Below are 24,741 nucleotides of genomic sequence, written 5' to 3' on the forward strand. Positions count from 1 at the left end.
TTGATTTTACTGTGTGTCGTGTTGCGCGTCGTACCAAGTTGGACAATTGTTGGTCATGTGTGGTTCAACCCCCACACAACCACTACAAAGGAGTAGCGACATATGAACGGACTGTTTGATGTCAGCACGCTAGACGCTGGCCATTTCAACGCTGTCTACAACGTATTGTCATTCGGCTTTGCAAGCATGCTAGCCACGACAATCTACTTATACATCAGCCAGGCTCGGGTACTTCCTAAGTACCGTCAGGCAATCGTAATCTCGGGAACCGTAACTTTGATTGCGCTATATCACTACTGGCGAATCTTTGATTCATTCGTAGCTGCGCACGCTGATAAGACAATCGAATTCAACGAGGCATACCGCTACGTTGACTGGTTGCTAACTGTTCCACTGCTATTGATGGAAACCATTGCAGTACTTAACTTGCCAAAGGGCGAGCGCAAGTCGTTGATTAGCCGCTTGGTTCCAGCATCAGCATTCATGATTATCTTGGGTTACCCAGGTGAAATCGCTACGGATAACGGTCCAAAGATGATGTGGGGTGCACTTTCAACACTCCCATTCCTCTACATTCTCTACATCTTGTTCGTAGAACTAACCAAGTCACTAGAATCACAGCCATCAGAGGTCGCCGACACTGTAAAGCGTCTACGCCTTCTTTTGATCGCAACTTGGGGCGTTTACCCAATTTCTTTCTTGCTTCCAGTGATCATGGGAGACTCAGCAGGTGGCGCTAGCGCATTCGTAGGTCGTCAGGTTGGCTACACCGTAGCTGACGTGTTGGCTAAGTGTCTGTTTGGTCTAACCATTTACAAGATTGCTCGCCTGAAGAGCGCTGCAGATGATGCTGCATACGCTTCAGCAGAAGGCATGCACTAAACCCTTAACAAAAATAGCCCTCGAGGAAACTCGAGGGCTATTTTTTTATTCGACTAAAACTTCAACTAACGAACTTTGTAAACCGCTAAGCCAGTCGTAGATACCGAAAATAGGGGTTAGCGTATCGTCATTGAGTTGCACTTCGGTTTCATTCTGCAACCCAATTCTGGTGCCTAGCGCAAGCCGTAAATCATTGATTGTTAACAGCCATGGCGATAATAGTTCATCTGTTACCTGGTGCTCGCCGGGGAAGCCCTTGAGACTATCGCGCACCAGGTGAGCATTTTGTTGTTTCTGACGTTGCAGGTCCGGCTGAGTGAACCGTCTAAAGTCTGCCGAATTATTCTCATCGTCTGGATAGGCATCTGGAAAAAGTCTGGCCAGCACCGGATCTTCAGAAATCACCGTGGGCCCATTTAGTCCGACTAGTTGGGCCAGTGGATCAATGTGTTCGCTCTCCTCTGGGTCGTGGAGAAGCTCCAATAATTGACCAATGAGGCTATTGAGTAACTCAACTTCAATTTCTTCTAGTTCCAGCAAGACCTGGTTGCCTGAGCGACTAAACATCGCCATCCTTTGCCATCGTTGCCCATAGTCCATACGAGTGCATGGCAGTCACGTCGCGTTCCATTTCCTCTCGGCTACCAGCGCTGACTACCGCCCGGCCGGCATTGTGTACTTGCAGCATGAGTTGTTCGGCTCTGGCTTTCGAATAACCAAAGTAGGTTTGAAAAACATAGGTAACATAACTCATCAAATTGATTGGGTCATTCCAAACCACAGTGATCCAGGGATTAGCTATTTTGGTTTGCGAATCAGTGACTTCAACGGGGGCTACGCTCACAGGTCTATTGTGGCACTTACCTTGACACTTCGGCCCTACAATCTCACAGACTGTTGGAAGGAAGTGTCTCGTAAATTTCTTTGCAATCTGGGCAGACTGGGAACTTCTTAGGGTCTCGGGTCGGCGTCCAGACTTTGCCACACAGTGCCACAACAGGTGCTCCGGTTACTGCGCTCTCGACAATCTTCTCCTTGCGAACATAGTGGGCAAACCGTTCGTGATCGCCACTATCCGTACGAAGGTCAGTACGCTCTTCGGTCAGAGTATTGGTATCGCCAATGTATTCGGTCACATATTTATTAAACCATGTAAAGACCACTATCAGATTCCACATGTGAAATCTTGATTGGTACAAGATCATAGAAACGCAAATTTAGGTGAATCTAAGAGTAGATTTTGTTTTGCGGAACATTCTAAGTTCCACAAAACAAGTTTTTAAGGAGCTTTCAATTGAACTTAGGTATGGCTAGGTGCAATTCAGAGTCAATGCAATTGGCAGCGAAAGGTCACGCATGAACTGGCGCAAAACAGACGCGTTCTGGGGAACTGTTTTCAATTCCAGCGATCCGCAAGCGCATGCTCAGTTCTATTCTCAGTTACTTGGCTGGGACATTCACACAGATACTCCAAATTGGGTGACCGTGGTAACGTCAGCCAAAAATATCTACCTAGGCTTTCAGCGGCAAGAAGAACAACCGATTGCCAGGCCTGTGTGGCCGGCGCAACCAGGCGCACAACAGATGCTGAATCATCTAGATCTTGAAGTAACAGACTTGGAATATGCTGTTGCATCTGCCATTGAATTAGGTGCAACTTTAGCCCAGCACCAGCCTCAAACAGATGTGCGCGTGATGGTGGACCCAGAGGGACATCATTTCTGCTTTTATGTAGATGATGGCGCGAATTAGGGTAATTTTCTCGAACAATTAGGAGTGTAGTATGGGTAGCCTCGTTCTCTATGTGAATGACTTGATAACAATGACAAAGTTCTATTCTGGACTGCTTAATCTTCAGATCTCTGATGGTGACGAAATCTTTACCAGGTTGTCTTCTGACCAGAACGAATTGGTACTGCACCAAATTCCTAACGAATATTTAGAGCCAGTTAATGTGCCGCCTACTTTGCGTGAAGATTGTGTCTGGAAACCAACATTTGACGTTCGTGCTATTTCGGAAAGTCGCGACATTGCACCAGCATTAGGTGGCTCAATCACTGATGAATCGAGGCAATGGGAGCTAGGCGGATTCCTTTACTCCAACGGCAATGATCCCGAAGGAAATATCATCCAGATTCGCCAACCTTTGGATTAGTCTCAAATCTGGCAAGCCACTTTTATTGTTTTACTGCTTACCAGGGCCATATGCGTTAGCTCCAGCCGTACCCGGGCGCAAGGTTGTCACCAATAAATAAATTGCTGGAACAGCCATCGCTGCTGAGACGAGCGTAAGAATTACTTGGGAGGCAAAAGCGTTCTCGGTGGATACAACCACCACAAAAAAGATTGATGCAACAATCGGTGCGAGTAAGAAAATTCCGGCTACGAAGCCAAAAACAAACTTAGGTGAACGTCCAGTGTCTTGGATTCGACGGGTAGCCAGAGCAATTAACGGGATAACCAGCAGAACCGGGATTACGCCAGTTAACCCTGCTCCGATATGAGCCAATGAACTGTAATTGCGCTGTAGGAGTCCTAACAAACATGCATACAGTGTTTGGCTAAGCAAGAGAAAAAAGAAATACCACCAGTACTCACTACGACTAGCTCGGCCGGAAAACTTTAGGAATTGGGTAAACGCTCTGGCAACCGACTCCCTGAAGCCCACACTTTTTGGTGCCTTGCCTGGATCAAGGCTCGGGTTGTAGAAGTTTAAAGCGGAACCGTCAGGATGTGGAGGCGGGATTTCTTCGCTCATAGCAATTCTGCCTTTAAATGTGGGTCTCATAATGGTACTTCACTTAACAGTCCGTTCTGGTCATGTGATCACAACTTTCCTCCCGATTCCCGTGCTACCTCCAAAATTGCAAAACGCTATGCCCGAACAAGGGCATAGCGTTTTTCAGTGGAGGTGCCGGGAATCGAACCCGGGTCCTTAGGTGAAGATCTGGTACTTCTCCGAGCGCAGTTTGCTGTCGCTTTTCTCTGCTCCGACACTCACGCAAACAAGATGTCGACAAGCACAGTTACTGTTTGATTTTCCTCAAGGTCGCGTAACCCAACCTCTTGGTAAGTCCCCTAAATTACGCCAGTGACTAGGGCGGAGACGCCCCTAGGCTGACGGACTCGGGCTCGCTACTTAGGCAGCGAGGGCGAAGTCAGTGCTGTTAGATTTGGCACTTATAGTTTTTGCTGGATCGTTTACGAGATGACCAACATTCTCGGCTCGCTTCTCCCGTTTCAACTACCAAAGTCGAAACCGTTCACCCCCAGATTTTGGAGGGATTACTCCCCTATTCAGTTTTAGGTATTTCGCCTGGGCAAATTTCCAGCTAGATGGTTTTAGTGTAAAGCACAACTGTGACACTTCCAACCTAAGTCTTGGGGTTTGCATTCCCTTGGCGCAGGAGGATTCCACCACATTTGCCTAGTTGCTAACAAAAATTAACTAGCGAGGGCTACATTCGCCCAGATGCACTTTCCATCCTCGGTGAGGTGATATCCCCAATCTTGGGCAACGTCATTAAGCAAAAATAAGCCCCGACCACTTTCGGCAAGCGGATCGGGGTAACTAAGCCTTGGCTTCAATTTTGAGCGGTCCTGAACAATCACTCGCAAGCCATCCTGCCAAATTTCAAGCACTAACTTGAACTCCGTCTTGGCGTGCACGATAGCATTCGCTGCCAATTCATCTACGACCACTCGAGTCTCATGAGTAGCAGGGATACCGGATTCTACAAGTAGCGCAGACACCATATTCCATGCCTCATGTACAGCAGCAGGCTCTGGTGAAAACGTCCAGTCCTCAAGCTTTTTGATAAAGCCATTTGCCTTGGCAGTTTGGCAGGCATGAAAAGTCACGAGGCTTATTATCCCCAAGTACTTTGACCTCAAACCAGAATTTCCTGATTATTTGCAAGGCTGAAAGGGCTTCCTGAAATATTCCTGAAATCGCTTACGAAATGGACGGTTTAGTCAGCCATTCCCTTACTCAGCCGACCTGTGGCTCGGGCTGCTTCGCGTTTGGCGTCTTTCTGGGCAATTGCCTGGCGCTTATCGTAATTCTTCCGGCCTCTGGCTAAGCCCAACTCAACTTTGGCTTTTCCATCGAGAAAATACAGGCTGAGCGGGATCAGAGTTAAACCGCTTTCCTTCAATTTTCCAGAAATCTTATTAATTTCCGCTCGATTTAGGAGCATCTTTCGGACTCGCTTTGGTTCATGATTCGTCCAAGAGCCTTCGTTGTATTCAGGAATGTGGACATTACGCAACCAGGCCTCGCCTTCTTCAATGTAGCCGAATCCATCAACCAAACTTGCTCGGCCAGCACGAAGTGACTTTACTTCAGTCCCAGTCAAAACTAGGCCCGCTTCAAATGTGTCTTCGATTGTAAAATCGTGCCTTGCTTTACGATTTTGTGCGATGAGTTTTTTGCCTTGCTCCTTCGGCACTTTAAATTCCTCGGGTTGGAGCGCAGGAAACTACAGTGCGGCTCCCGCCGAACCAGCCCATTGGGTTGTAATTTTTGCCATTCACGTGAACCTCAAAATGTAGGTGTGGTCCGGTGGAAAATCCTGTTGAGCCGACGTAGCCAATTGTGTCGCCCACAACTACGCCCTGTCCCTTTCGCAGTGCAAAGCGAGACTGATGGGCATACATCGTCATAAGGCCGTCACCATGGTCGATTAGTGTCACATTGCCATAGGCGGTGCTCCAGCCAGCAAAGAACACCACCCCTGATGCGGCGGCCCGAATAGGTGTGCCTGCTGGCGCACCTATGTCTTGTCCTGTGTGACAGCCCTTTTGGCCGGTGTATGGGTTTGTGCGCGGACCTACTCCACCGCCAGGATCGTAACCCGGCAGTGGCCAGATCAGTGGGCCAGTTGCTTGTGGATCGCCGTTACCTTGTGAGCCACCGTTAGCCAGATTCTGAATACGGATTTGTTCAGCACGAAGGACTTCGTATCTGCGCTTGGTCTTAGCCTTGAATGCCTTGGCTACTGCTAATGCCTGCGCTTCTTGAGCAATCAGTGCATCAACCTGTGACTTCGCTGCAGCAGCTTTATCTGCTGCATCCTGTGCCGTGTTCAAGGTGTCAGCGGCATCTTGAGCCAGTCCTGACATCTTTTCGGTTAAAGCTTTTGCTCGGTCCACTTGGACTTTCAATTCATCCTTGGCATCATTGAGCTCTCGCAGACTCTTTGAAGTTGCTTGTGAGACAGACTTGATTGCCTCTAGTCGAGAGGATAAATCTGAGGGAGATTCAGCCTGCAACACGATTTCCCATTGCGACGCTTGGCCTTGCTGGTACACGGAGCGAGCAAACTGATCGACTTTATCCTGCAGTTCATTAATCTTCGTTTGTATCGCGGCCACTGCCTCGTTCGCTTGTTTTAACTGTGCCTGGGCATCAGCGAGCCTGGCAGCTGCGGCGTCATATTTTGCTCGCGCAGCAGATTCGACCGCATTAGCCGCTTCCAGCGCGGAGCGCGCAGCAGGTAGTTTTTGTTGGGCTTGCGCCAATGATTTTTGTGCGTCAATTACTTCTTGTGTTGCTTCTGTTAAATCATCTTCTGCGGCAGCCACTTGCTGATTGAGATTGTCAGCTATTGATGGGATGGCAACGGAAGAAAAAAGTAAGGAGATTAGGAGCAAGCCTCGACCGCTACGCTGCAAAAATGCGCGCATGACGAACTCCAATCACTGGGGAAGTAATCCTTTAAGCGTAATGGAAGTTGCTGGAGTTACCTGTGTGATTCGGTTCGTGTCGGTGCAAAAAAGCCTTATTTTGTTCAGTTTTGTCGCACAAGTACGACGTCCGAACTAACCACGCAGGTAGCGTCGCAGCGTAACCGTGGAAGCGAGCACGGTTATCCCTATTCCAGCTCCGAAAAGCCAAGGGAGGATTCCTAACACTTCTTGCCAAGTTACAAAGGGGACGTAGGAAATATTTGGAGCTAACCGGTCGTCAATAACATATTTTTTAACCGCCATGAGTAGTCCGGCAGCCAAAGTTGCGCCCACAATTGCTGCGAATATTGCCTCAGCAATGAATGGCAATCTAATGGACATATTGCTAGCGCCTACTGATCGCATAATTGTTGTTTCTCGGCGTCTAGCAAAAGCAGCAATTCGTACCGTATTCATCACCAAGAGCACAGTGACTAAGAGCATCGCGATTGCCACTATTAGCGCGAAACTTTGTAGGCCACGAAGTATCTGGAAAAACTTTTGAAGTAGCTTTCGCTGATCAACTATTGATTCAACGCCAAGCTTTCCGGCAAGTGCTATTGATACTGTGTCGAAGTTAGCCGGATCATCCAATTTCACTCTAAATGACTCGGGCAGCGCATCTTCACTCACACTCGAGACAATAGGTGAACCCTTAAATTGAATTTTGAATCTGGCAAAGGCTTCTGCTGAAGATTCGTAATACAAGGACTGAACTATTGGCTGAAGAGACTCTAGTGTTGCTTGAACTTCAGTGCGTTGTTCCTCAGTGACCGGGCCCTGGCAAGTTACGGCAGTGGAATTTTCACCACAGAGATAAATTGATACTTGCACTTTGTCGTACCAGTACCCTTTCATGCGTTCAACTTGTGACTTCATCAGTAGCGCCGAACCAAACAGTGCCAACGAAACAGCTACTGAAATCACAAGTGCCAACGTCATCGTGAAGTTTCGGCGCAATCCAGTACGTAGCTCGCGTGCAATAAATGAAACCCGCATCAGTGCCCCGTATGTCCGTAAATTCCACGTTCCTGATCACGAACAATTCGACCAGAATCAACTTGGATGATGCGCTTGCGCATTTGATCAACTATCGCCACATCGTGCGTGGCCATCAAAATAGTGGTTCCAGTTCGATTAATCCGATCGAGAATCTTCATGATGCCAACACTGGTAGAAGGATCAAGATTTCCAGTCGGCTCGTCTGCTAGGAGCAACTTCGGGCCATTCACGATTGCTCTGGCGATTGCCACGCGCTGTTGCTCACCGCCGGACAACTGGGTAGGCAGCCGAGATTCTTTCCCCTCAAGACCCACCAATTCAATTACTTCAGGTACCCGGGCGCGAATCTCTTTGCGAGATTTGCCAACGACTTGCATACCAAATGCGATGTTGTCAAAGACGGTTTTGGTTGGAAGTAGGCGAAAATCTTGAAATACGATTCCTAGTTTGCGACGAAATGCTGGGAGTTTGCGATTGCGTAACTTGCCGACATTAATTCCATCTAGTTGAACTACGCCAGCACTCGCAACTTCCTCATGAAGTAAAAGGCGAAGTAGCGTGGATTTTCCCGAACCGGAAGATCCAACCAAAAACACAAATTCCCCTGGGGCAATTTCAAAACTTACTTCCTCTAATGCAGGTCGATTTCCATGCTTGTACTGTTTCGACACGTGGTCAAAACTAATCATCGGCATAGGGGAATCCACAAGCGCACTCCAGCTTTAGAGAAAGAAGATTTGTTCTTCAACCCTATTGAAATCAGCATGAATTTGCGCAAGTGGCTCGCCGAATTTACAAAAGTCACAAAGATTTAGGTTCCCAAAGACCCGCTGGCCTCCCGTTGGCAGCCTCGCGTTCAGTTCTCTCATTCTCTAGAGAGATCCCTGTTCACGCCGCCAACGAATTCCCGCCGCAATAAAATCATCGATTTCGCCATCCAGGACTGCAGAAGTATTTCCAGTTTCTACGTCAGTACGCAGATCCTTTACCATCTGATAGGGGTGCAAGACATAGCTGCGCATTTGATTTCCCCATGAGCCAGCTGAATCGCCTTTTAGCGCGTTAATTTTTGCCTGTTCTGCCTGTCGCTGGCGCTCTAATAACTTCGCCTGCAAAACTGCCATGGCTGTCGCTCGATTTTGTAACTGCGAACGTTCGTTCTGACAAGAAACAACAATTCCAGTTGGAAGGTGCGTAATCCGCACAGCTGAGTCAGTGGTGTTAACCCCCTGGCCGCCAGGGCCAGAAGACCGATACACATCAATACGAAGTTCGTCTTCGGGCATTTCAATTGAGTCAGTTTGTTCAACCACTGGAATTACTTCGACTTCGGCAAAGGAAGTGTGTCGTCTACTCTGGCTATCAAAAGGCGAGATTCGAACGAGTCTGTGTGTCCCCTGCTCTACTGCTAACGTGCCGTAGGCATACGGTGCTTTGATTGCAAAAGTTACAGATTTAATCCCAGCCAATTCACCGTAAGATGTTTCATAAATTTCCGTTGGCCAGTTATGACGCTCGCAATATCGCAAATACATTCGCAACAACATCTCGGCCCAGTCAGCGGCCTCATCGCCACCTGCTGCCGAGCGAATCGACATCAATGCTTCGCGATGGTCATATTCCCCAGAAAGCAAAGTGCGAACTTCTAGTTCGCTGATAGATTTCTCTAGATTTGCTAACTCGGTATTTGCCTCGGAAATAATTTGTGCGTCATTTTCGGCTACTGCGAGCTGATGCAATACATCCAGATCATCAAGACGACTACGAAGATTCTTTAGTCTTGAGACTTCGGCCTGAGTTTGCGAAAGCTTACTCGTTATTTGCTGAGCTTTTGCCTGGTCATCCCAAAGATTTGGCACAGATGCCTGCGCTTCAAGTTCCACAACCAATTCTTGTAGGCCGGGCAAATCCAGTACTTTCTCAATACTGCTTAGCGTGGAGTTAAGGGCAGATAAGTCAGCAGCAAAATCACTAGTAGTCATAATGTTCAAGGCTACAGAGGTAATGACTTTTCGGACACCAGGGCTAATTTTCTTTAAAAATTTTGTTTATCTCGGTTACGAAACGAGGCACAAGAGTCAGACCAGCATCTACTGTTGTGTGTCGCCCATCCTGATAAATCTGTAAACCATTGGCTTGGGTCGGACAGCTTGTAGAATCACAAAATACTAGCCCCAGATCTACTAGTGAAGCGCCGGATGACACTGCAACTTCCTTTAGCGAACGCCAGTAGGTCCCTTGAAATGCCTTTACCTCATCAATTGGCATGGAAACGCTGCATCTACTTGTCAGCTCAGAATGGAGTGTGCATAGGGAAGGCTCCCAAGCATACTGGGTCGGGAAATTTTCCATGCGCGGATCGAAATGAATCGGTCCGGAAATAATGGCAACTTTGAACCCATCGCCTATTAGCTTGGTAGCGGATGTCTCCAAAAACTCGAAATATTTATTGACGGAATTCGTGTTACTATCATCGACTCCAGCAACTCGCAGCCCTGAAACTTTTGCATACAAATCTGTATTTGAGATCACGACTAGCCCGCGAGGCTGCGACTTTAACCAAGAGTAATTCTCTTGAGCAAATTTTGAACACTCACTGTAATTGCCATCGTGAAAAACATTTCTATCAGGTTGTTTGAATGGCTCTAGTAGGAAAGGACAACCTGGGCCAATAACTGCTATCAGTGGGTGACCAGTTATCTTAGCCGCGGCGATAAATCCGTCGCTGTATTGAGACGCATTGGAATCTCCCACTAGGTAAATGGGCTGTCCATCCAAATTCGTATTCCAAGAGCAATTTTCAAAGGAGCGGTGCAAAAAAGAGATGAGCTTATTACATCCATCTTGATCAGCGATGTGCTTTGCACCAACAGCAATTTTTTGGCGCTTCAATGAATCGTTCCAAAAATATTTTTTGTTAGCAACATGAACCGTTAAGGAAAGGACTACAGGTGTAGCAAATATCCCAAGAGCCAAAATGCTAGCGACCACTTTTTTGTTTGGGCGGCGATGGCGAAGCGGAGTTTCAATCCAACGATATGTGACAACTGTTAATACAGCAGAAATTACGAGTGCAAGGGCAGTGCTCAAATAGTCATTAAGTGCAAAGTAGCCAAGAATAACTATTACTGGCCAATGCCAAAGGTACAGAGAGTAGGACCTATCTCCGATGTAGATGGCCCATTTATTAGCAAGTATCTTATAGATCGTAGATCCAGGAGCTGGCGAACTAGCTATAAGCAGAACTGAGCCAAACACAGGCAAAACAGTAAAAGTACTGGGCCAAGCTTGCGCCTGCGAAATATAGAATGCAGAAAATAGCACGACTAGTAAGCCAAATATTCCACTTAACTTCTTAAGTACATTTGGAACACGCTCTATTTGATTACTGAACAGCGCAAGAAGTGAGCCAGCCGCAAACTCCCATGCGCGATTTAGCGGACTATAAAAATGGAAAAACCAATTTGATTTTTCTAAAGAGTTTCCGGGTTGAGCCAGCATGGCTAATGCAAACGAAACGATAAAAATACTCGCTACAACAACTCGCACTGGGACATAGGGCCGCTTTACTATTTTTCCCAGTGACCAGCCAAATACTAGGACAATCAGAAATCCGATGTAGAACTGTTCCTCAACGGATAGGGACCAGGTATTCAGGAGCGGGTTAGAGTCCGCTGCAAGATCAAAATATCCGCCAGTGAATTTTGCAATGACAGCGTTTGCGGATAAAAACATTGCACCAATGCCAGTGAGGACCATCAATCTCTGTGGCCCATACGCGCTCAAAATTGATGCACCTACAACCGTCGTGACTGCAACGACTGTCGCTAACGATGGTGTCAGTCGCCAAAAACGGCGAACGAAAAACCTCCTAATGCTGATGCGATTATGTTTGAGCCATTCGCGTTCCAGCATCGCCGTAATAACGAAACCAGAAATCACAAAAAAGACATCGACCCCTATGAATCCGCCAGGAACCGGAATGCCGAGATGGAAAAAGATAACAAGTAATACAGCCAAGGCGCGCAACCCTTGAATATCTTCTCTGACATTGCTTGAGGATTTTTGGGTTAATGCTTCGCTCATATCACGCACGAGCCAACAATACCAAGAGACGGCGAACGTATAACCAAAATACAGCTAGTAGGTAAGTTGTTGTGCAGTGGCTACAGCCTGGATTTTAGAGACACGAGCAGGTAGCAGATAGCCGAAGGGCAAATGTGGCTCGCAAGATAAAACTAGTCGTACACGATTGCCTACAACAATGACAGATACAACCTGAAGTCCGTGCACTCGTCTGCGCACCAAAGGTTGATCAAGATACCTATCTATTCGGGTACGAGCGTTTTTTGGACTAAGCCGAACAGAATTTTGCACTCCACCCTTATAGATAGCAGTTACATCAATCCCCTGAGCACCAGACAAGGCCGCGCCATCTGCAATTGTCCGCAAAGTAACTTTAGTGCTCCACAGCGATGCAAGATTAACAGAAACGGTAACGAGCATTAGCAGCAAAACAGCCAACCCAATTCCAAAAGTCAGTACGGAACCGCGATCACTTTTGAGCGCGGAAAGTGTTTTCATCTAATCGCATCCACTTCAATAGTTTGACTGCTATTGATTGAAATTCGTACAGGCTTTAGCAGAGGGAAATGCACTATTTGGCTGCCTCGAATAGTTGCTGTTACAAATCCATTAGGTTTAAGGCAAGGATTTTCGGTACACAAAAAGTGCGTGGAAAAATTTTTTGGCTGGAGATTACCGAGTCTCAATTGGGAATTTATGACATTTGTAGCACGTTGCCTGGCTACGGCATCATTTTCTTGTATTGAAAATGTTCTAGCCCCTGTCCTTACTGCTGATGTAACGGTTAAATAAGCCTGGGTTACGGTCAAAGTTGAGATTGCAATGTAACAAATAGGAACCAATAGGAACATGGTTATCGCAATGAACTCAATGCTCACATTGCCCCGTGCATCTCTTCGCATCATAGTTCGCCTTCATCAACTTCCCTGGCCGCAGAATCAAATTGAACTCGCTTTCCTAATAGCGGAATTTCAAAGCACTGCTGCACCCGAACTTCTACAAATGATGTGCCTGAAAATCGAGTGTGCTTTGTAACTGCGCTGTTCCCGCAAGACGTAAAACCGATTGGTGTCCAATAACTTGTCGCTGCGCTGCTTACCTGCGAACCAGTACTTCCCTTTAGAGCAGCTAAATGCGCTGCCGCTTTCGTTGCTGTTGATAATGAGACTTGGCAAATTACCACACTGATTATCTCTACCAATAAAAGAGCAACTGAAACAAGCACTGGGACGACAAGTGCAAACCCAACCACCTGAGAACCTTGCTCGCACTTAAGTCTGGCTTTAAGGTGCGGTAACCGAATGCAAAGCATTGTTCAACACCGTCTTGAGTTGTGGCCCAGCGATTGCCCAGATGCCTACAACTAGCCCAGCAGTCATAACTGTTATTAGCACCCAGCCAGGAACATCACCGCGCTCATCATTAAGAACCGAGCGCAGGTGCTGTGCAGAATTGCTGCGGGCATCATTGGCTTGCGCCCTTAGTACTTGAGCGATAGGGGTTCCGCGTTCCATTGAGGTGTTAATCGCTCGAATAGTCCGAGTGAAAGCAGGACTAGAGGACTGCTGCTGCAATTTCTGCAAACATTGCTTAACGCTCAACCCAGCTTCGAGTTCTATAGAAATCTCCTTTAACATCTCAGCAACGGGTCCACTGCACAATTTGCCTACGCGACTTATGGCTAAAACAATTGGTTCACCTGCTGAGACAGAAAATGCGAGTAAATCGAGAATGCTTGCCAGCTGACTATCAATAACTTTGTTTCTCTTAGCGACCCTGTCCTTTAATAAGCGATATACAGACCAGCCACTAAGTGGAATGGCCAGCAGCAACAGGCCAACAGCCAACAATGAATTCCAATTTCCATTTACCGAGCGATACGACAGCAGCCAAAGAAGCAGTCCAATTAGAGTAAAAAGCATTGATAGCACTTGGGTTCGCCGAAACTGCGCCAGATTTCGACAGTCGCGGGCGTAAACCAGACTCTCAGTTACCAATTCATCGGTCCCCCAGGGATTTAAAAAATCTCCAGATAGCAGGAAACGCAGTTTGTTGAAGATTTTGAGGAAGCCACCTTCGGTGGAACTGGTAGTTAATCCAAGTTGGCGCTCTAATAATTGGATTCTTGAATATCTGCGCTGTCGATTACCTAGCCAAATCAGGTGGAAACTACCGACCAGGCAACAACTGAGAAATACTGCAATCACCTGCTCACCAACAATCTCTCTTGCTTGGGCAATTTACCGATCTTGATCATTAGAAAGTAAGCGAGTGCTGAAGTAATGAGACAGATTTCTAACAGTCGAATTCCATCGCTGGAAAAATAGATCGCTCTGGCTTCCGCCCTGGTGCTAAGCAGGGCAACGGTAATCCAAGGCGCTGCAACGGCAAGTTTTGCCCCGTTTACCGTCCAACTCTGCCTTGCTTTGATTTCATCAGTTAGAGCTAGTTGTGCACGCAAAGTTCCGGAAAGGGCCCGAAGTACGAGCCCTAAGTCAGAGCCGCCTAAATCACTAGCGAGGATTAAAGCTGCGGCAAAATTATCAGAAATTGGATTTGCTAATTCGTCAGCAAAAACTTGCAGGGCTTCTCTAAAATCCCCGGTAGTCCGATAACGGGCAAACGCCTTGGTGAACGCTGGATCTAACACCTTTGGTGCCACTGTCTGTAATTGGACAAATGCTTGTGGCAGTGAGAGTCCGGCCCGGATGGCCGAATGAATATCATCCACTAACTCCGGCCAGTCAATCTGGAGTTCACGCTGTCGCTGAATTTTCGGCAATTGTGGCACCGCCTTAGCGGTAACTGCCTGCCAAATCAGAAAGATTCCCAGGATGCCAAGCAGGGTAAGAATGAGGTTCATGAAGCTTTACCCACTTGCTGACTCTTTAAATTGCCGTGTAGTCGTAGCAGATTTTCATTTAGCTGCTTCAACTCCGTTGTAATCAATTTTCCTGCTTGCCGACTAAATACAGTTGAAATTTCGATCGAGCCAGATTCCATTCGACCGCTTAAGGTAGCAATTTCATGGACCACTCGTCTGCCATCGTCGAGTAATCCCAGATGCACGACTACATCAACCGATGCGGCAACTGCGGGGGTGACAAATTCGGCTGACACATTACTTCCGGCCAACATCGGAAGCAGACAAAGTTTGCTGATTGCTGCTCGGGCGCTGTTTGCATGGATCGAACACATACTCGGCATTCCTGAGTTCATAGCCACCAACAAATCGAGGCATTCAGCCTGTCTCACCTCACCGATGACCAGGCGACTTGGGCGCATTCTTAGGGCTTCCTTGATGATTCGGCGCAAGGTAATTTCACCAGTACCTTCAAGACTCGATTGGCGAGTTTGCAGAGCAACCCAATCAGGACTTATTAGCTGCAATTCAAAAACTTCTTCGCAGGTGATGATGCGATCTGTTGCGCAACTGCTATTCAACAGTGCATTAATCATCGTGGTTTTGCCCGCGCCTGTTGTGCCACTGACGATAATGTTTAGTCCTAAATCCAGACAAAGCTGTAGAAAGTTTGCTGACTCTTGCGACAAACTCCCGGTACGGATCAGGTCAAGTAAGGAATGTGACCTGGTAACGAATTTACGAATGTTCACTGTCCAAAACTCGCGAGTGATATCCGGAATTACAACATGGAGCCGCGATCCATCAGGCAACATGGCATCAACGAATGGTTGCGAAAGATCAACTCTACGTCCAGTGGTAGCGAGCATTCTTTCGACCAGAGTCTTGACAGCATCATGTGTAAGAAAGAGATTAGTTAGTTCTGGCACGCCAAGTCTTGCTACAAAAATCCTGCTTGGACTATTGATCCAGATCTCTTCTATCTCTGGATCTGACAGAAATTGCGTGAGCGCTCCATAATCACCCTGGTTCGACAACGGATCAACTACATCAGGTGTTGTCTGATCTGCAGGCAATTTAGTGTGTGCGATAACGGGTGATACATCTGATTGACCGGCCGGCAAATGAACGACTCCCCCATCGCCGCTTTTCTCAGGCTCGGCTTGGTCAATTGATGTGACAACACCTGACATAGTTCCCCCAGCGCCACGGCCCAAGGATGGGACAACGGCTTACCTAAATTAGGCAGAACTAGTCCGATACTGCATTAGATTTACAGGTGTTGTGGATAAGTACCGAAATTTCTTAGTGGGCGCTTCGATTGCGCCACCAACTACGCAAACCAGCAAGAATTGACCCGGCGATAAAGAAGGTAGCTATCGCATAAGCGGCCTTATTTACTGCAGGAATCGTCGCTGAGTAATACCCAGTCAATGTCAGGCCAACGCCCCAAGCCAGTGCGCCAACTAAGTTGCCGCTTAAGAATTTGTAGTAATTCATCCGCGAGATTCCAGCAATTGCTGGTACAAATACCCGCGCCCATGGAATAAACCGAGCAACTACAACGGCCCACCAGCCGAGATTTTGATAAAACTTCTCACTTTTTGCTATCGCGTTGTGGATCCAATTACCTCTGCGCTTATCTAAATAAGGTCGGCCGTAGTGTCGTCCTAAGACAAAGCCAAGCTGATCTCCGACAAATGCAGCTAGTCCTATCCCAATCACCAATGCCCAGATGTTGACTTTGCCAGTGGACTGCGCGAGTAGGCCCACTGCGAATAACAGAGAATCACCAGTTATAAACGGAATGAAAGCTCCAATAAAGAGCCCGGTGCCGGCAAAAACTAGGAAGAAAACCAACACATAAAAACCGATAGCACCATACTTGCTTAGCCAGTGTGTCACTTGTGGACTTAATGAGGCAGCAAGGACTAGTGATGGCACCCCTTAAGCCTACCCATCAGTCGGGCATGATGGTTATGTGAGAATTGCGCTTGAACAGCCTTGGTCAGGCAGTGGGATTATCCCTCTGGGGTTACTGGCGAAATTGGACTTCGCTTCACCTATCGCACACGACCCAATCCAAAGCGGTGAATATGAACATTGACTGGTTACTTGGCGAAACTGGGCGAGATATAACTGCCCGGGCGCGACAAATTGATGATCCACTTGAAGCAGCAACTAAGTTAAGAAAGCTGTTTGCCGAAGTGCCTGCAGATTTGGTTTCTCAGGCGATTAACCAAGCTTCATTACAGAAGAGTCTGCGCTCCAGATGGAGTATGGAAACCGACGGTTGGCTGCTGACAGCCGATGGTATTGAGCAAGCAACTCGGCCAACAGTTGCAACTTGGCGAGCCAATTGGATCGTGCAGAAATTCGGTCCCGCTGTGAAAGTCATTGACTTAACCTGCGGACTCGGGTTTGATTCTCTCGCCATGGCACAAGCGGGACTAAAGGTGTGCGCTATCGAGCGCGATCAGTTTACGGCTGCTTGCGCACGGCATAACCTAGAAAATGTTGAGGTTGATGTTTTAGTAGCTGATGCAAACGATGTGGATCTAGAGGAATTTGACTTATTCTTCATAGATCCGATGCGTAGAGATCCAAATTCAGCGCGCGAACTTAATGGAAATACTAAGCGCATCCTCAAACCCGATGATTGGTCGCCATCATGGTCAGAAATTAACCAGTTCGCAAAGCAAGGAAAAGTACTTTGCAAAATAGCACCTGGAATCGCGGATCAGTACATTGTGGATTGGGATACTTTCTGGATCAGCGATGCTGGCGATGTAGTTGAGGCAATGGCACTTAGTGCTGGGACTGGGAAACGATCTGCTGTTCTGATTTCTGGCTCGCATTTTGAAATTTTCAGCGAAGGCGGCATTCCCCCAGTGGCTGGTAGTGGCCAATTTCTAGTTGTACCAAATGGAGCACTTACTCGAGCTGGGGAACTTTCAGCTCTTTGCACAAAAGTAAATGGCGGACTGATAAATGAACACATCGGCTGGATCTTGACAAACGACAGAAATGCAATTAATCATCTGCGACTAGCGACCATAAAGTTGGCCGAGACATTCCATGTAATTGATCGAGTGAAAGCAGATACAAAAGTTATCGCACGAGCGATTTCAGGCATGGATGCAAGTGCGATAACAATCATGACGCGCGGGGTTCAGGTTGAAGTGCCAAAACTGCGAAAACAAATTGCACCGAAGTTGAATGCGAAAGCGCCTGAGCTAGTGATTGCACTTTTTCGCGAGGACTCGGGAAACCAGGCGCTAATCTGTCGCCGAATTAATGAGTTGCTGGCTTAAAGGGCCACAGGAGAGGCAACTGGCATCGCCGAATCCGCTGGGAAAATCAAATTTGACGGCCGACGGCCACGAGCCACTAACTCGCTACCGAGAGCAGCCACCATAGCTCCATTGTCTGTGCATAATTTTGCGCTTGGAATGCGCAAAGATATTTTATTTTCAGCGCATCTTTGTTCCGCAACTTTACGCAATCGACTATTCGCTGCGACTCCGCCACCAATAATGAGAGTATCAACTTCATTGGTTAGACAGGCATCTATTGCTTTGCGCAGTAGCACATCAACAACTGCTTCTTGAAATGAAGCAGCAACATCGTTCACCAATACGGCATTTCCTGCTGATTTCTCGCGCTCAACCCAGCGCGCCACGGCGGTCTTTAGGCCAGAAAATGAAACATCAAAACGGTGTTTGGCTAGATCTTTAGGGCTAGTTAAGCCACGGGGAAAATCAATCGCCTCTGGATTTCCAGTTAGCGCTGCTTGGTCAATGTAAGGACCGCCAGGGAAGGGCAGGCCGAGCACTCTGGCCACCTTGTCAAATGCTTCACCAGCGGCATCATCGATTGTTTGCCCTAGTGGAACAATTTCCGCTGTTATATCTGGAACCAAGAGTAACGATGAATGACCACCAGAGACCAGCAGTGCGATGCTGGGCTTTACCAATGGACCATGTTCTAGTTGGTCTACACATACATGAGCTGCTAAATGGTTAACGCCATAGATGGGTTTACCCAGTGCTACTGCTAGAGATTTTGCAGCGGCTACTCCAACTAGGAGTGCGCCAGCCAAACCCGGTCCTGCAGTAACGGCAATTGCATCAATTTCGTCAAGCTTGACCTCAGCAGTGGCACATGCTCGCTCTAGAGCTGGAACCATTGCCTCAAGATGCGCGCGACTTGCTACCTCAGGGACTACACCGCCAAATCTGGCATGCTCATTAACACTAGAGGCAATCTCATCGGCCAATAACTTTGTGCCACGCACAATTCCAATTCCAGTTTCGTCGCATGAAGTTTCTATGCCGAGCACTAATGGTTCAGCCATGTCGCAACCTCTTGCGCATTACATAAGCATCTACACCGGTGGCGTAGTAATTCCGGCGCAGATCAATGCGCTCAAAATCCCGAGCTAGATACATGGCAATGGCAGGAATGTTGTCACTTCGCACTTCAAGAAAAAGTTCTCGAACACCTTTTTGAAACGCAGTTGACTCAAGCCAATTCATCATGGCAGTTCCCACGCCCTGATGTTGTACTGATGTGTCAACGGCAATAGTGACTACATCGCCATCAGTTCCTACGAAACGAAGGGAAACATAGCCAACAATCTTGCCATTGAGACGCGCAACCATTACCTCTCGGGAAACGCCAACTTCTGCTAACTCATTGTGGAACAGTTCCTCGGTCCAAGCATCAACTGGAAAGAGTGCATCCTCGAGTTCCTTGACTTCTTTTACATCTGAACTCTTCATGGGCATAAGTTCCAGGCTCATCGCAGAACCTGCTTAACTCCAACTGGCTCAACAGCGTCTGGTTTGCGCAAATACAAGGGTAGGACTGGCTTAATCTCAGCAAGTTCGCTCACATATAGATCTGCAAGAAATCCTGCCCGCAATTCCACAAGTTCTCCAGTAAAAAATTCAGGATACATCTGAGCTGCAGGACCAATGACCGATAAGTTATTCAACAGATTCGAGATTTGATTCGGCTTATCGACAGCCGGTTCGCTCACCCGAATTCGATCCTGATAACGAGCCCAATACAACTCTTTGCGCCTTGCATCGGAAACTACAATGCATTCTTTACTTTGGGTAAATCCAACTGCATCGAGAGAACAGATACCATGTACCGGAATTTGCAAGGCATGAGCAAATGTCAGAGCTGTTGTAATGCCAACTCTGAGCCCCGTGAAAGGACCAGGGCCAACTCCCACCAGCACTGTGCGAATATCTTTGGCAAAACAGTCTGCATCATCTAGTAGCGACTGGATGTACTTGGCAGTCAGCTCTCCTTGTGAGCCATGTTGGCCTGTTGAAAATTCACTGACTGTCTCGGTGCCGTCATGGATTGCTACCGAAATTCCTACGGAGGTATCAATTGCTAGGATCATAACCTTACCTCGAGCTTGCGATTAAGCCATTCGAGGCCGTGTGCGGTAACTTTGACCGTCCTGGGGCCAGATTCTGGGAGGTCATCGGGACTCTCGTTGTCACGTTGAATATCCACCAAGAGCCAGCTTTGCGAGACTTTTTGAACGAAGTCCAAGCCCCACTCAATTAAAGTCACATGCGGATTAATTGAATCTATGTCTAAGTCCAATAAATCGTCGGTAACGCTTAGTCGATAGGCATCAACATGCACTAATGCAAGGTTTTTACTTCCAGGGCGATGAGTGCGACAAACGACGTATGTGGGACTTGTGATGGCATCCGAAATTCCCAACCCTGCGCCAACGCCTTGCGAGAATGTGGTTTTTCCAGCACCGAGTGATCCCGATAACACAACGACATCTCCGTCTTTCAATTGTGAGGCGAGTTGCTTGCCTAGTTCTCGCATTTCGTCAGCAGTATTTATGGAAACTTCTAGCATCATCAATCCGGAACGTTGATGTACTGACGTTCAACACGTGGTCCGAGTCGAGTAACGATTTCATAGCCAATAGTGTCAGTCGCCATCGCCCAATCTTCTACACTCGGCTCACCGCGCCGTGGATCGCCAAAAAGCAGGGCTTCATCTCCGATACTTACTTGTAAGTCGCCAACATCAAGGACGAACTGATCCATACATACCCGCCCTGCGACCTTAAAAGTCTCGCCGCGCAATAAAACTGGGGCTTTGTTGCTTGCCGCGCGAGGAACGCCATCTGAATAACCAGCAGAAATTAGGGCCAGATTAGTCTGGGCCTTTGTGTGATAGGTATGTCCATAAGAGACGCCACTACCCGCTGGAACATTTTTAACTAGGGCAACTGATGCATGTAATGACAGCACAGGCTTTAACCCCAGTTCACTGGCCGTGCCAAGTGATAGACCCGGTGTGATTCCATAGATTGCAATACCAGGTCGCACTAAATTGAAATGTGCTTCAGGCAGAGTTAGCGTTGCAGCTGAATTTGCCAAATGCTTTACTTCAAGATCAAATCCAGCTGCTGATATCCAAGAGACTGCCTGCTCAAAATTTGCAATCTGAGAAGCAATTGTTGGGTGATTTGGTTCATCGGCATAGGCAAAATGCGACATCGCGCCAACCAAATTTACTGCGTCTGCCTCACTGCCAGCTATCGCAATCAACTGCTCTAATTCTGAGGCAGTTGCACCATTACGTCCTAGTCCTGTGTCAATTTTGAAATGTATCCGTGCTCTTTTGCCTTGCTTGCGAGCTTCTTGAACGACGGCTAACAAGGTGTGTTTACTGCTAACACCCAAATCAATATCAGCAGCAATGCATTCAGCGAACTGATCATCTACCGTGCCAAGCCAAGTAAGGACACGCGCTGAAATACCAGCTGCTCGCAGAGTGAGCGCCTCCTGATAGAGAGCTGTGCCGAGCCAAGTAGCGCCGCCTGCTAGCGCGGCTCGCGCACTAGGGATTAGCCCATGACCGTATGCATCAGCTTTCACTACAGCCATTACGGCTGCATCACCAGACTTCTTGGTTAAAAAATCAACATTGCCCGCCAAGGCACCTAAATCAATCACAGCCCGAGCATGTGGTGTAGTCATAAATCTATTCTCGCCTACTCAACTAGCCCGTGCTGGTTATGGGCGACTTTCTGCAATCACATAGGCTACGGCAACCGGACCATCGTGGCTCAGTGAAACATGCCAGTGGGTAACTCCGAGACCGTCAGCCACAGCTTTAACTGTTCCAGTGATGCGCACAGTTGGCGCTCCACCGTTACTGACTTCGCAATCATGAAATTCCATACCAGCCGGGGCACCAATTGCTTTGGCTACTGCCTCTTTTACGGCAAATCGGCCAGCTAGTGACATCACTGGCAACTGATGACCTTGCGCACTAGTTTGTTCGACCTTTGTGAACAATCGATCAATAATATTTGGGGTGCGCTCCAAGACCTGCTCAAAACGGTCCAAATCGACCACATCAACACCGATGCCCACAATTGCCATAAGTTAACTTTGCCCTGTTTGCTAGGTTTTTCCAATTTGTCCGCAAAACATGAGTCGACTCCAGCAAAATGCTCACAAAATAACGGTTTTTGCCCGATAAAGTGGAGATGTCTACTGGCACTTGCCTTCCCCCAACTGAAAGTAGTCACATGAAGCGCACATTGGTGAATTCCGCAATCGGAATTGCAATTCTTGCGTTCATGCAAATTGGCCCGGCTACAGCTTCTGGGTTAATCTCAGCCAAACCAACAACTTCTCCTTCGGCTAGCGCCAAGCCGTCTGCCTCCACAAAACCGAAGGTTTCAGCTACTCCCAAGGCTTCGGTTACTCCGAGCAAAAGCCCTAAAGCGAACCCGAGTCAAAGTGCGAAGCCTTCCACCTCACCGAGTCCCAAATTTTCGGGTTCGCCAAGTGCCTCTCCAACTTCCAGCAAATCTCCAGTAGCAACAGCGAAACCGACACCAAAACGAATAATTCTGCCAAAACCGGTACTGGACCCGCCGCCAAGAAGTTTGCAAGTGGACAAAGCAATTGCTTATGCGCTACTACAGGTTGGCAAACCATACGTTCGTGGGGCAACCGGACCAAAAAGTTTTGACTGCTCAGGATTAGTGCAGCGAGCTTGGCAAGCAGCAGGTATTTCGTTGCCAAGAACAAGCGGGCAACAATTCAATTCCACAATTCACATCGACATATCAGATGCACTGCCTGGTGATCTAGTTTTCTATGGACAAAATGGAGTACAGCATGTGGCTATGTACATTGGATTTGGCTTAATCGTTGAAGCAGCCAATCCAGAGCGTGGAGTTGTGATTAGTCCTATCAGCACGCCATGGCACAACAACAATTTCGGGGGAATCGGTCGCGTGAGCGCGCCACAATCACCTATTACTCAACCGTGACACTCTTCGCTAGATTTCGGGGTTGATCAACATCAAAACCTTTAACAGTTGCCATCTCACAGGCAAAGATTTGAAGTGGAACAGTCGCAACTAGCGGTTGAAGCAGGGCTGGGCACTTAGGTAAACGAATGATGTGATTGGCAAACTCGTTAATGGATTCATCATCTTCTTCAGCAAGCACAATGGTTCGTGCGCCACGCGCCCGCACCTCCTGAATATTCGAAACAATCTTGTCGTGTAGCTCATCCTCTTTCGGGGGCACAACAACGAAGACGGGTAGTCCATCTTCAAGTAGGGCAATCGGACCATGTTTTAATTCGCCGGCAGCAAATCCTTCGGCATGCATGTAGGCAAGTTCCTTGAGTTTCAGTGCACCTTCAAGGGCGACAGGGAACCCGACGCTTCGCCCAATAAACAAGACGCTCTGGGCTTCAACAAATTCTCTGGCAAGCGCCCGAACACCTTCAGTAGTGTCAAGCACCAAATCAACTTTGGCTGACATTCGGCCCAACTCCAGGGCCAACTGAGCGTTTGATGGGCCGTAGTGGGTATCACGCACTTGCGCTAGATACATGGCAAATAGATAGCAGGCAACGATTTGGGTTAGGAATGCTTTGGTAGAAGCAACAGCGACCTCTGGACCAGCAATCGTGTAGATGACTGCATCGCTTTCACGTGGAATAGTTGAGCCATTGCTATTGCAGATTGCTAATACTTTTGCTCCTTGTTCCCGAGCATAGCGCATTGCCATCAGGGTATCCATGGTCTCACCAGATTGCGAGATTGCGATAACCAATGTCTTTGCGTTAAGAATTGGATCACGATATCTAAACTCGCTTGCTAGCTCTACCTCACAAGGAACTCGGGTCCAGTGCTCAATGGCATATTTGGCAATCAAGCCGGAATGGTAGGCAGTACCGCAGGCCGAGATGATAATTTTGTCGATGTCACGCAAGTATTCATCCGAAAGATTTAATCCATCAAGCTTCACGATGCCCTCAGAATCAATTCGCCCAATCAGAGTGTCATCCACCGCTTTTGGCTGTTCGGCTATTTCCTTGAGCATGAATAAGTCGTAGCCGTTCTTTTCGGCTGCCGAAGCATCCCAGGTGACTTCGTATTCATTCACTGCCACTGGGTTGCCAGCAAAATCAGTAATAACCACGTCTGTGGCTGAAAGTTCAACAATCTGATCTTGGCCAAGTTCAATTGCATTGCGCGTGTGAGCAATAAAAGCGGCCACATCGGAAGCCAAGAAATTTTCGTCAACGCCGCGCCCCACAACTAGTGGCGAATTTCGCCGCGCTGCCACAACTAAATCAGGAGTGTTGGCCTCAACTGCGACCAAGGTAAATGCACCTGTAAGTCGCTGGCATACTGCTCGCATTGCATTTGGCAGATTTTGTGAAGTTTGCATTTGATCGGCTAGCAGATGTGCCACGATTTCAGTATCTGTTTCGCTACGCAATTTGGTTCCACTGGCAAGTAACTCATCACGCAAGATTGCAAAGTTCTCAATAATGCCATTGTGAATTACAGCGATTTTGCCATCTTCACTGATGTGCGGGTGAGCATTAACATCATTCGGCGCTCCATGGGTAGCCCAACGAGTATGGCCGATTGCGGTGTGCGACTGGGGTACCGGAAACTGCTCAATCTCGGCCTCTAGGTTGGTGAGCTTGCCCGCTTTCTTGCGAGATTCGATGGCACCGCCCGACACAATAGCGACACCTGCTGAGTCATAGCCTCGGTACTCCAGGCGCCGAAGGCCGTCAATTACAACTGTGCTGGCTTGCTGCTTACCTACATACCCTACGATTCCACACATAATGTC

The 24,741-nt window shown here is 47.8% G+C and carries 29 protein-coding genes, 1 other RNA gene and 1 pseudogene; 5 read left to right on the forward strand and 26 right to left on the reverse strand.

Translation table 11 applies throughout. The annotated features are described in order from the left end of the window. Positions 1-102 precede the first annotated feature (102 nt). Positions 103-882: a xanthorhodopsin gene (locus tag EBS36_00760; GenBank protein ID NBU31690.1), complete on the forward strand. Its 780-nt coding sequence runs from the start codon at positions 103-105 to the stop codon at positions 880-882. Positions 883-927: 45 nt separating this feature from the next. On the opposite strand, the gene EBS36_00765 is transcribed toward EBS36_00760, so the two are convergent. The 3 genes from EBS36_00765 to EBS36_00775 are packed head-to-tail and all read right to left on the reverse strand — an operon-like array spanning position 928 to position 2,060. Then, on the reverse strand, positions 928-1,482 hold the full coding sequence (locus tag EBS36_00765; protein NBU31691.1) for a DUF2017 domain-containing protein: 555 nt from the start codon (positions 1,480-1,482) through the stop codon (positions 928-930). Next, a complete protein-coding gene (clpS, locus tag EBS36_00770; protein ID NBU31692.1) occupies positions 1,442-1,726 on the reverse strand; it encodes an ATP-dependent Clp protease adapter ClpS in 285 nt (94 codons plus the stop codon). The genes EBS36_00765 and clpS overlap by 41 nt, the downstream gene beginning before the upstream one ends. A gap of 43 nt (positions 1,727-1,769) precedes the next feature. Next, positions 1,770-2,060, reverse strand: coding sequence for a DUF3039 domain-containing protein (locus tag EBS36_00775; protein NBU31693.1), 291 nt, complete (start codon positions 2,058-2,060; stop codon positions 1,770-1,772). Between the two features lie 178 nt (positions 2,061-2,238). Here EBS36_00775 and EBS36_00780 point away from each other — a divergent pair, with 178 nt between their 5' ends. Then, positions 2,239-2,634, forward strand: coding sequence for a VOC family protein (locus EBS36_00780; GenBank protein ID NBU31694.1), 396 nt, complete (start codon positions 2,239-2,241; stop codon positions 2,632-2,634). Between the two features lie 31 nt (positions 2,635-2,665). Then, positions 2,666-3,037: a hypothetical protein gene (locus EBS36_00785; GenBank protein NBU31695.1), complete on the forward strand. Its 372-nt coding sequence runs from the start codon at positions 2,666-2,668 to the stop codon at positions 3,035-3,037. A 30-nt stretch (positions 3,038-3,067) separates the two neighbouring features. Here EBS36_00785 and EBS36_00790 read toward each other — a convergent pair whose 3' ends face one another. The 16 genes and pseudogenes from EBS36_00790 to EBS36_00865 form a co-directional block, all read right to left on the reverse strand. Beyond that, a complete protein-coding gene (locus tag EBS36_00790; GenBank protein ID NBU31696.1) occupies positions 3,068-3,670 on the reverse strand; it encodes a DUF805 domain-containing protein in 603 nt (200 codons plus the stop codon). 115 nt (positions 3,671-3,785) lie between these two features. Then, positions 3,786-4,153: a transfer-messenger RNA gene (gene ssrA / locus EBS36_00795) on the reverse strand. A gap of 173 nt (positions 4,154-4,326) precedes the next feature. Then, a complete protein-coding gene (locus EBS36_00800) occupies positions 4,327-4,743 on the reverse strand; it encodes an ATP-binding protein (GenBank protein ID NBU31697.1) in 417 nt (138 codons plus the stop codon). A gap of 110 nt (positions 4,744-4,853) precedes the next feature. After that, positions 4,854-5,333, reverse strand: a complete 480-nt coding sequence (smpB, locus tag EBS36_00805) for an SsrA-binding protein SmpB (GenBank protein ID NBU31698.1) — start codon at positions 5,331-5,333, stop codon at positions 4,854-4,856. A gap of 1 nt (position 5,334) precedes the next feature. Then, positions 5,335-6,570, reverse strand: a complete 1,236-nt coding sequence (locus EBS36_00810) for a hypothetical protein (protein NBU31699.1) — start codon at positions 6,568-6,570, stop codon at positions 5,335-5,337. Between the two features lie 135 nt (positions 6,571-6,705). Beyond that, positions 6,706-7,611 carry an ABC transporter permease gene (locus EBS36_00815; GenBank protein ID NBU31700.1) on the reverse strand — a complete coding sequence of 302 codons (906 nt, stop codon included), beginning with the start codon at positions 7,609-7,611 and terminating at the stop codon, positions 6,706-6,708. After that, on the reverse strand, positions 7,611-8,303 hold the full coding sequence (ftsE, locus tag EBS36_00820) for a cell division ATP-binding protein FtsE (GenBank protein NBU31701.1): 693 nt from the start codon (positions 8,301-8,303) through the stop codon (positions 7,611-7,613). The genes EBS36_00815 and ftsE overlap by 1 nt, the downstream gene beginning before the upstream one ends. Before the next feature lie 183 nt (positions 8,304-8,486). Then, the gene (gene prfB, locus EBS36_00825; GenBank protein ID NBU31702.1) at positions 8,487-9,596 is read right to left on the reverse strand and encodes a peptide chain release factor 2; all 1,110 of its coding nucleotides are present in this window, start codon (positions 9,594-9,596) and stop codon (positions 8,487-8,489) included. 43 nt (positions 9,597-9,639) lie between these two features. After that, on the reverse strand, positions 9,640-11,700 hold the full coding sequence (locus EBS36_00830) for an acyltransferase (GenBank protein ID NBU31703.1): 2,061 nt from the start codon (positions 11,698-11,700) through the stop codon (positions 9,640-9,642). A 54-nt stretch (positions 11,701-11,754) separates the two neighbouring features. Further along, complete coding sequence (locus tag EBS36_00835) at positions 11,755-12,198, reverse strand: hypothetical protein (GenBank protein ID NBU31704.1); 444 nt, start codon at positions 12,196-12,198, stop codon at positions 11,755-11,757. Further along, a complete protein-coding gene (locus EBS36_00840; protein NBU31705.1) occupies positions 12,195-12,605 on the reverse strand; it encodes a pilus assembly protein in 411 nt (136 codons plus the stop codon). The genes EBS36_00835 and EBS36_00840 overlap by 4 nt, the downstream gene beginning before the upstream one ends. After that, complete coding sequence (locus tag EBS36_00845; protein NBU31706.1) at positions 12,602-12,952, reverse strand: hypothetical protein; 351 nt, start codon at positions 12,950-12,952, stop codon at positions 12,602-12,604. Before EBS36_00845 ends, EBS36_00840 begins: the two co-directional genes overlap by 4 nt. 184 nt (positions 12,953-13,136) lie before the next feature. Continuing rightward, positions 13,137-13,622 (reverse strand): annotated as a pseudogene (locus tag EBS36_00850) (hypothetical protein). Between the two features lie 281 nt (positions 13,623-13,903). Then, positions 13,904-14,563, reverse strand: a complete 660-nt coding sequence (locus tag EBS36_00855; protein NBU31707.1) for a secretion system protein — start codon at positions 14,561-14,563, stop codon at positions 13,904-13,906. Next, positions 14,560-15,756 carry a CpaF family protein gene (locus EBS36_00860; protein NBU31708.1) on the reverse strand — a complete coding sequence of 399 codons (1,197 nt, stop codon included), beginning with the start codon at positions 15,754-15,756 and terminating at the stop codon, positions 14,560-14,562. The genes EBS36_00855 and EBS36_00860 overlap by 4 nt, the downstream gene beginning before the upstream one ends. 112 nt (positions 15,757-15,868) lie before the next feature. Further along, positions 15,869-16,468: a DedA family protein gene (locus EBS36_00865; protein ID NBU31709.1), complete on the reverse strand. Its 600-nt coding sequence runs from the start codon at positions 16,466-16,468 to the stop codon at positions 15,869-15,871. 191 nt (positions 16,469-16,659) lie between these two features. Here EBS36_00865 and EBS36_00870 point away from each other — a divergent pair, with 191 nt between their 5' ends. Continuing rightward, positions 16,660-17,877 (forward strand): methyltransferase domain-containing protein, encoded by a 1,218-nt coding sequence (locus tag EBS36_00870; GenBank protein NBU31710.1) that lies wholly within the window; start codon positions 16,660-16,662, stop codon positions 17,875-17,877. Here the strand turns inward: EBS36_00870 and tsaD are convergent. From tsaD to EBS36_00900, 6 genes are read right to left on the reverse strand one after another with little or no spacing between them, the layout of a single operon-like run. Then, complete coding sequence (gene tsaD, locus EBS36_00875) at positions 17,874-18,920, reverse strand: tRNA (adenosine(37)-N6)-threonylcarbamoyltransferase complex transferase subunit TsaD (GenBank protein ID NBU31711.1); 1,047 nt, start codon at positions 18,918-18,920, stop codon at positions 17,874-17,876. The two genes, EBS36_00870 and tsaD, sit on opposite strands and share 4 nt — an antisense overlap. Then, entirely contained in the window at positions 18,913-19,368 is a 456-nt protein-coding gene (gene rimI / locus EBS36_00880) for a ribosomal-protein-alanine N-acetyltransferase (GenBank protein NBU31712.1), read from the reverse strand. The genes tsaD and rimI overlap by 8 nt, the downstream gene beginning before the upstream one ends. After that, positions 19,365-19,985, reverse strand: coding sequence for a tRNA (adenosine(37)-N6)-threonylcarbamoyltransferase complex dimerization subunit type 1 TsaB (gene tsaB, locus EBS36_00885; protein NBU31713.1), 621 nt, complete (start codon positions 19,983-19,985; stop codon positions 19,365-19,367). The genes rimI and tsaB overlap by 4 nt, the downstream gene beginning before the upstream one ends. Further along, positions 19,982-20,467, reverse strand: coding sequence for a tRNA (adenosine(37)-N6)-threonylcarbamoyltransferase complex ATPase subunit type 1 TsaE (gene tsaE, locus EBS36_00890; protein NBU31714.1), 486 nt, complete (start codon positions 20,465-20,467; stop codon positions 19,982-19,984). Before tsaE ends, tsaB begins: the two co-directional genes overlap by 4 nt. Then, positions 20,467-21,597 carry an alanine racemase gene (gene alr / locus EBS36_00895; GenBank protein ID NBU31715.1) on the reverse strand — a complete coding sequence of 377 codons (1,131 nt, stop codon included), beginning with the start codon at positions 21,595-21,597 and terminating at the stop codon, positions 20,467-20,469. Before alr ends, tsaE begins: the two co-directional genes overlap by 1 nt. 36 nt (positions 21,598-21,633) lie before the next feature. Beyond that, positions 21,634-22,005, reverse strand: a complete 372-nt coding sequence (locus tag EBS36_00900) for a holo-ACP synthase (protein NBU31716.1) — start codon at positions 22,003-22,005, stop codon at positions 21,634-21,636. 107 nt (positions 22,006-22,112) lie between these two features. Here EBS36_00900 and EBS36_00905 point away from each other — a divergent pair, with 107 nt between their 5' ends. Further along, positions 22,113-22,907 carry a hypothetical protein gene (locus tag EBS36_00905; GenBank protein ID NBU31717.1) on the forward strand — a complete coding sequence of 265 codons (795 nt, stop codon included), beginning with the start codon at positions 22,113-22,115 and terminating at the stop codon, positions 22,905-22,907. Here EBS36_00905 and glmS read toward each other — a convergent pair. Beyond that, entirely contained in the window at positions 22,894-24,735 is a 1,842-nt protein-coding gene (glmS, locus tag EBS36_00910; protein NBU31718.1) for a glutamine--fructose-6-phosphate transaminase (isomerizing), read from the reverse strand. The genes EBS36_00905 and glmS overlap by 14 nt on opposite strands. Positions 24,736-24,741: the final 6 nt, after the last annotated feature.

This window comes from Actinomycetota bacterium, assembly GCA_009923495.1.
In the GTDB taxonomy this organism is placed as follows: domain Bacteria; phylum Actinomycetota; class Actinomycetes; order S36-B12; family UBA5976; genus UBA5976.

Coding starts and splice junctions, on each gene's coding strand:
- EBS36_00765 (NBU31691.1), bottom strand. CDS start 1,482: ATGGACTATGGGCAACGATGGCAAAGGATGGCGATGTTTAGTCGCTCA.
- EBS36_00905 (NBU31717.1), top strand. CDS start 22,113: ATGTCTACTGGCACTTGCCTTCCCCCAACTGAAAGTAGTCACATGAAG.
- EBS36_00780 (NBU31694.1), top strand. CDS start 2,239: ATGAACTGGCGCAAAACAGACGCGTTCTGGGGAACTGTTTTCAATTCC.
- tsaD (NBU31711.1), bottom strand. CDS start 18,920: ATGGCTGAACCATTAGTGCTCGGCATAGAAACTTCATGCGACGAAACT.
- EBS36_00855 (NBU31707.1), bottom strand. CDS start 14,563: ATGAACCTCATTCTTACCCTGCTTGGCATCCTGGGAATCTTTCTGATT.
- EBS36_00860 (NBU31708.1), bottom strand. CDS start 15,756: ATGTCAGGTGTTGTCACATCAATTGACCAAGCCGAGCCTGAGAAAAGC.
- EBS36_00790 (NBU31696.1), bottom strand. CDS start 3,670: ATGAGACCCACATTTAAAGGCAGAATTGCTATGAGCGAAGAAATCCCG.
- EBS36_00810 (NBU31699.1), bottom strand. CDS start 6,570: ATGCGCGCATTTTTGCAGCGTAGCGGTCGAGGCTTGCTCCTAATCTCC.
- rimI (NBU31712.1), bottom strand. CDS start 19,368: ATGAGCCTGGAACTTATGCCCATGAAGAGTTCAGATGTAAAAGAAGTC.
- alr (NBU31715.1), bottom strand. CDS start 21,597: ATGACTACACCACATGCTCGGGCTGTGATTGATTTAGGTGCCTTGGCG.
- tsaB (NBU31713.1), bottom strand. CDS start 19,985: ATGATCCTAGCAATTGATACCTCCGTAGGAATTTCGGTAGCAATCCAT.
- EBS36_00840 (NBU31705.1), bottom strand. CDS start 12,605: ATGATGCGAAGAGATGCACGGGGCAATGTGAGCATTGAGTTCATTGCG.
- EBS36_00870 (NBU31710.1), top strand. CDS start 16,660: ATGAACATTGACTGGTTACTTGGCGAAACTGGGCGAGATATAACTGCC.
- prfB (NBU31702.1), bottom strand. CDS start 9,596: ATGACTACTAGTGATTTTGCTGCTGACTTATCTGCCCTTAACTCCACG.
- EBS36_00815 (NBU31700.1), bottom strand. CDS start 7,611: ATGCGGGTTTCATTTATTGCACGCGAGCTACGTACTGGATTGCGCCGA.
- ftsE (NBU31701.1), bottom strand. CDS start 8,303: ATGATTAGTTTTGACCACGTGTCGAAACAGTACAAGCATGGAAATCGA.
- EBS36_00835 (NBU31704.1), bottom strand. CDS start 12,198: ATGAAAACACTTTCCGCGCTCAAAAGTGATCGCGGTTCCGTACTGACT.
- EBS36_00775 (NBU31693.1), bottom strand. CDS start 2,060: ATGTGGAATCTGATAGTGGTCTTTACATGGTTTAATAAATATGTGACC.
- EBS36_00830 (NBU31703.1), bottom strand. CDS start 11,700: ATGAGCGAAGCATTAACCCAAAAATCCTCAAGCAATGTCAGAGAAGAT.
- EBS36_00900 (NBU31716.1), bottom strand. CDS start 22,005: ATGGCAATTGTGGGCATCGGTGTTGATGTGGTCGATTTGGACCGTTTT.
- EBS36_00760 (NBU31690.1), top strand. CDS start 103: ATGAACGGACTGTTTGATGTCAGCACGCTAGACGCTGGCCATTTCAAC.
- glmS (NBU31718.1), bottom strand. CDS start 24,735: ATGTGTGGAATCGTAGGGTATGTAGGTAAGCAGCAAGCCAGCACAGTT.
- tsaE (NBU31714.1), bottom strand. CDS start 20,467: ATGATGCTAGAAGTTTCCATAAATACTGCTGACGAAATGCGAGAACTA.
- EBS36_00785 (NBU31695.1), top strand. CDS start 2,666: ATGGGTAGCCTCGTTCTCTATGTGAATGACTTGATAACAATGACAAAG.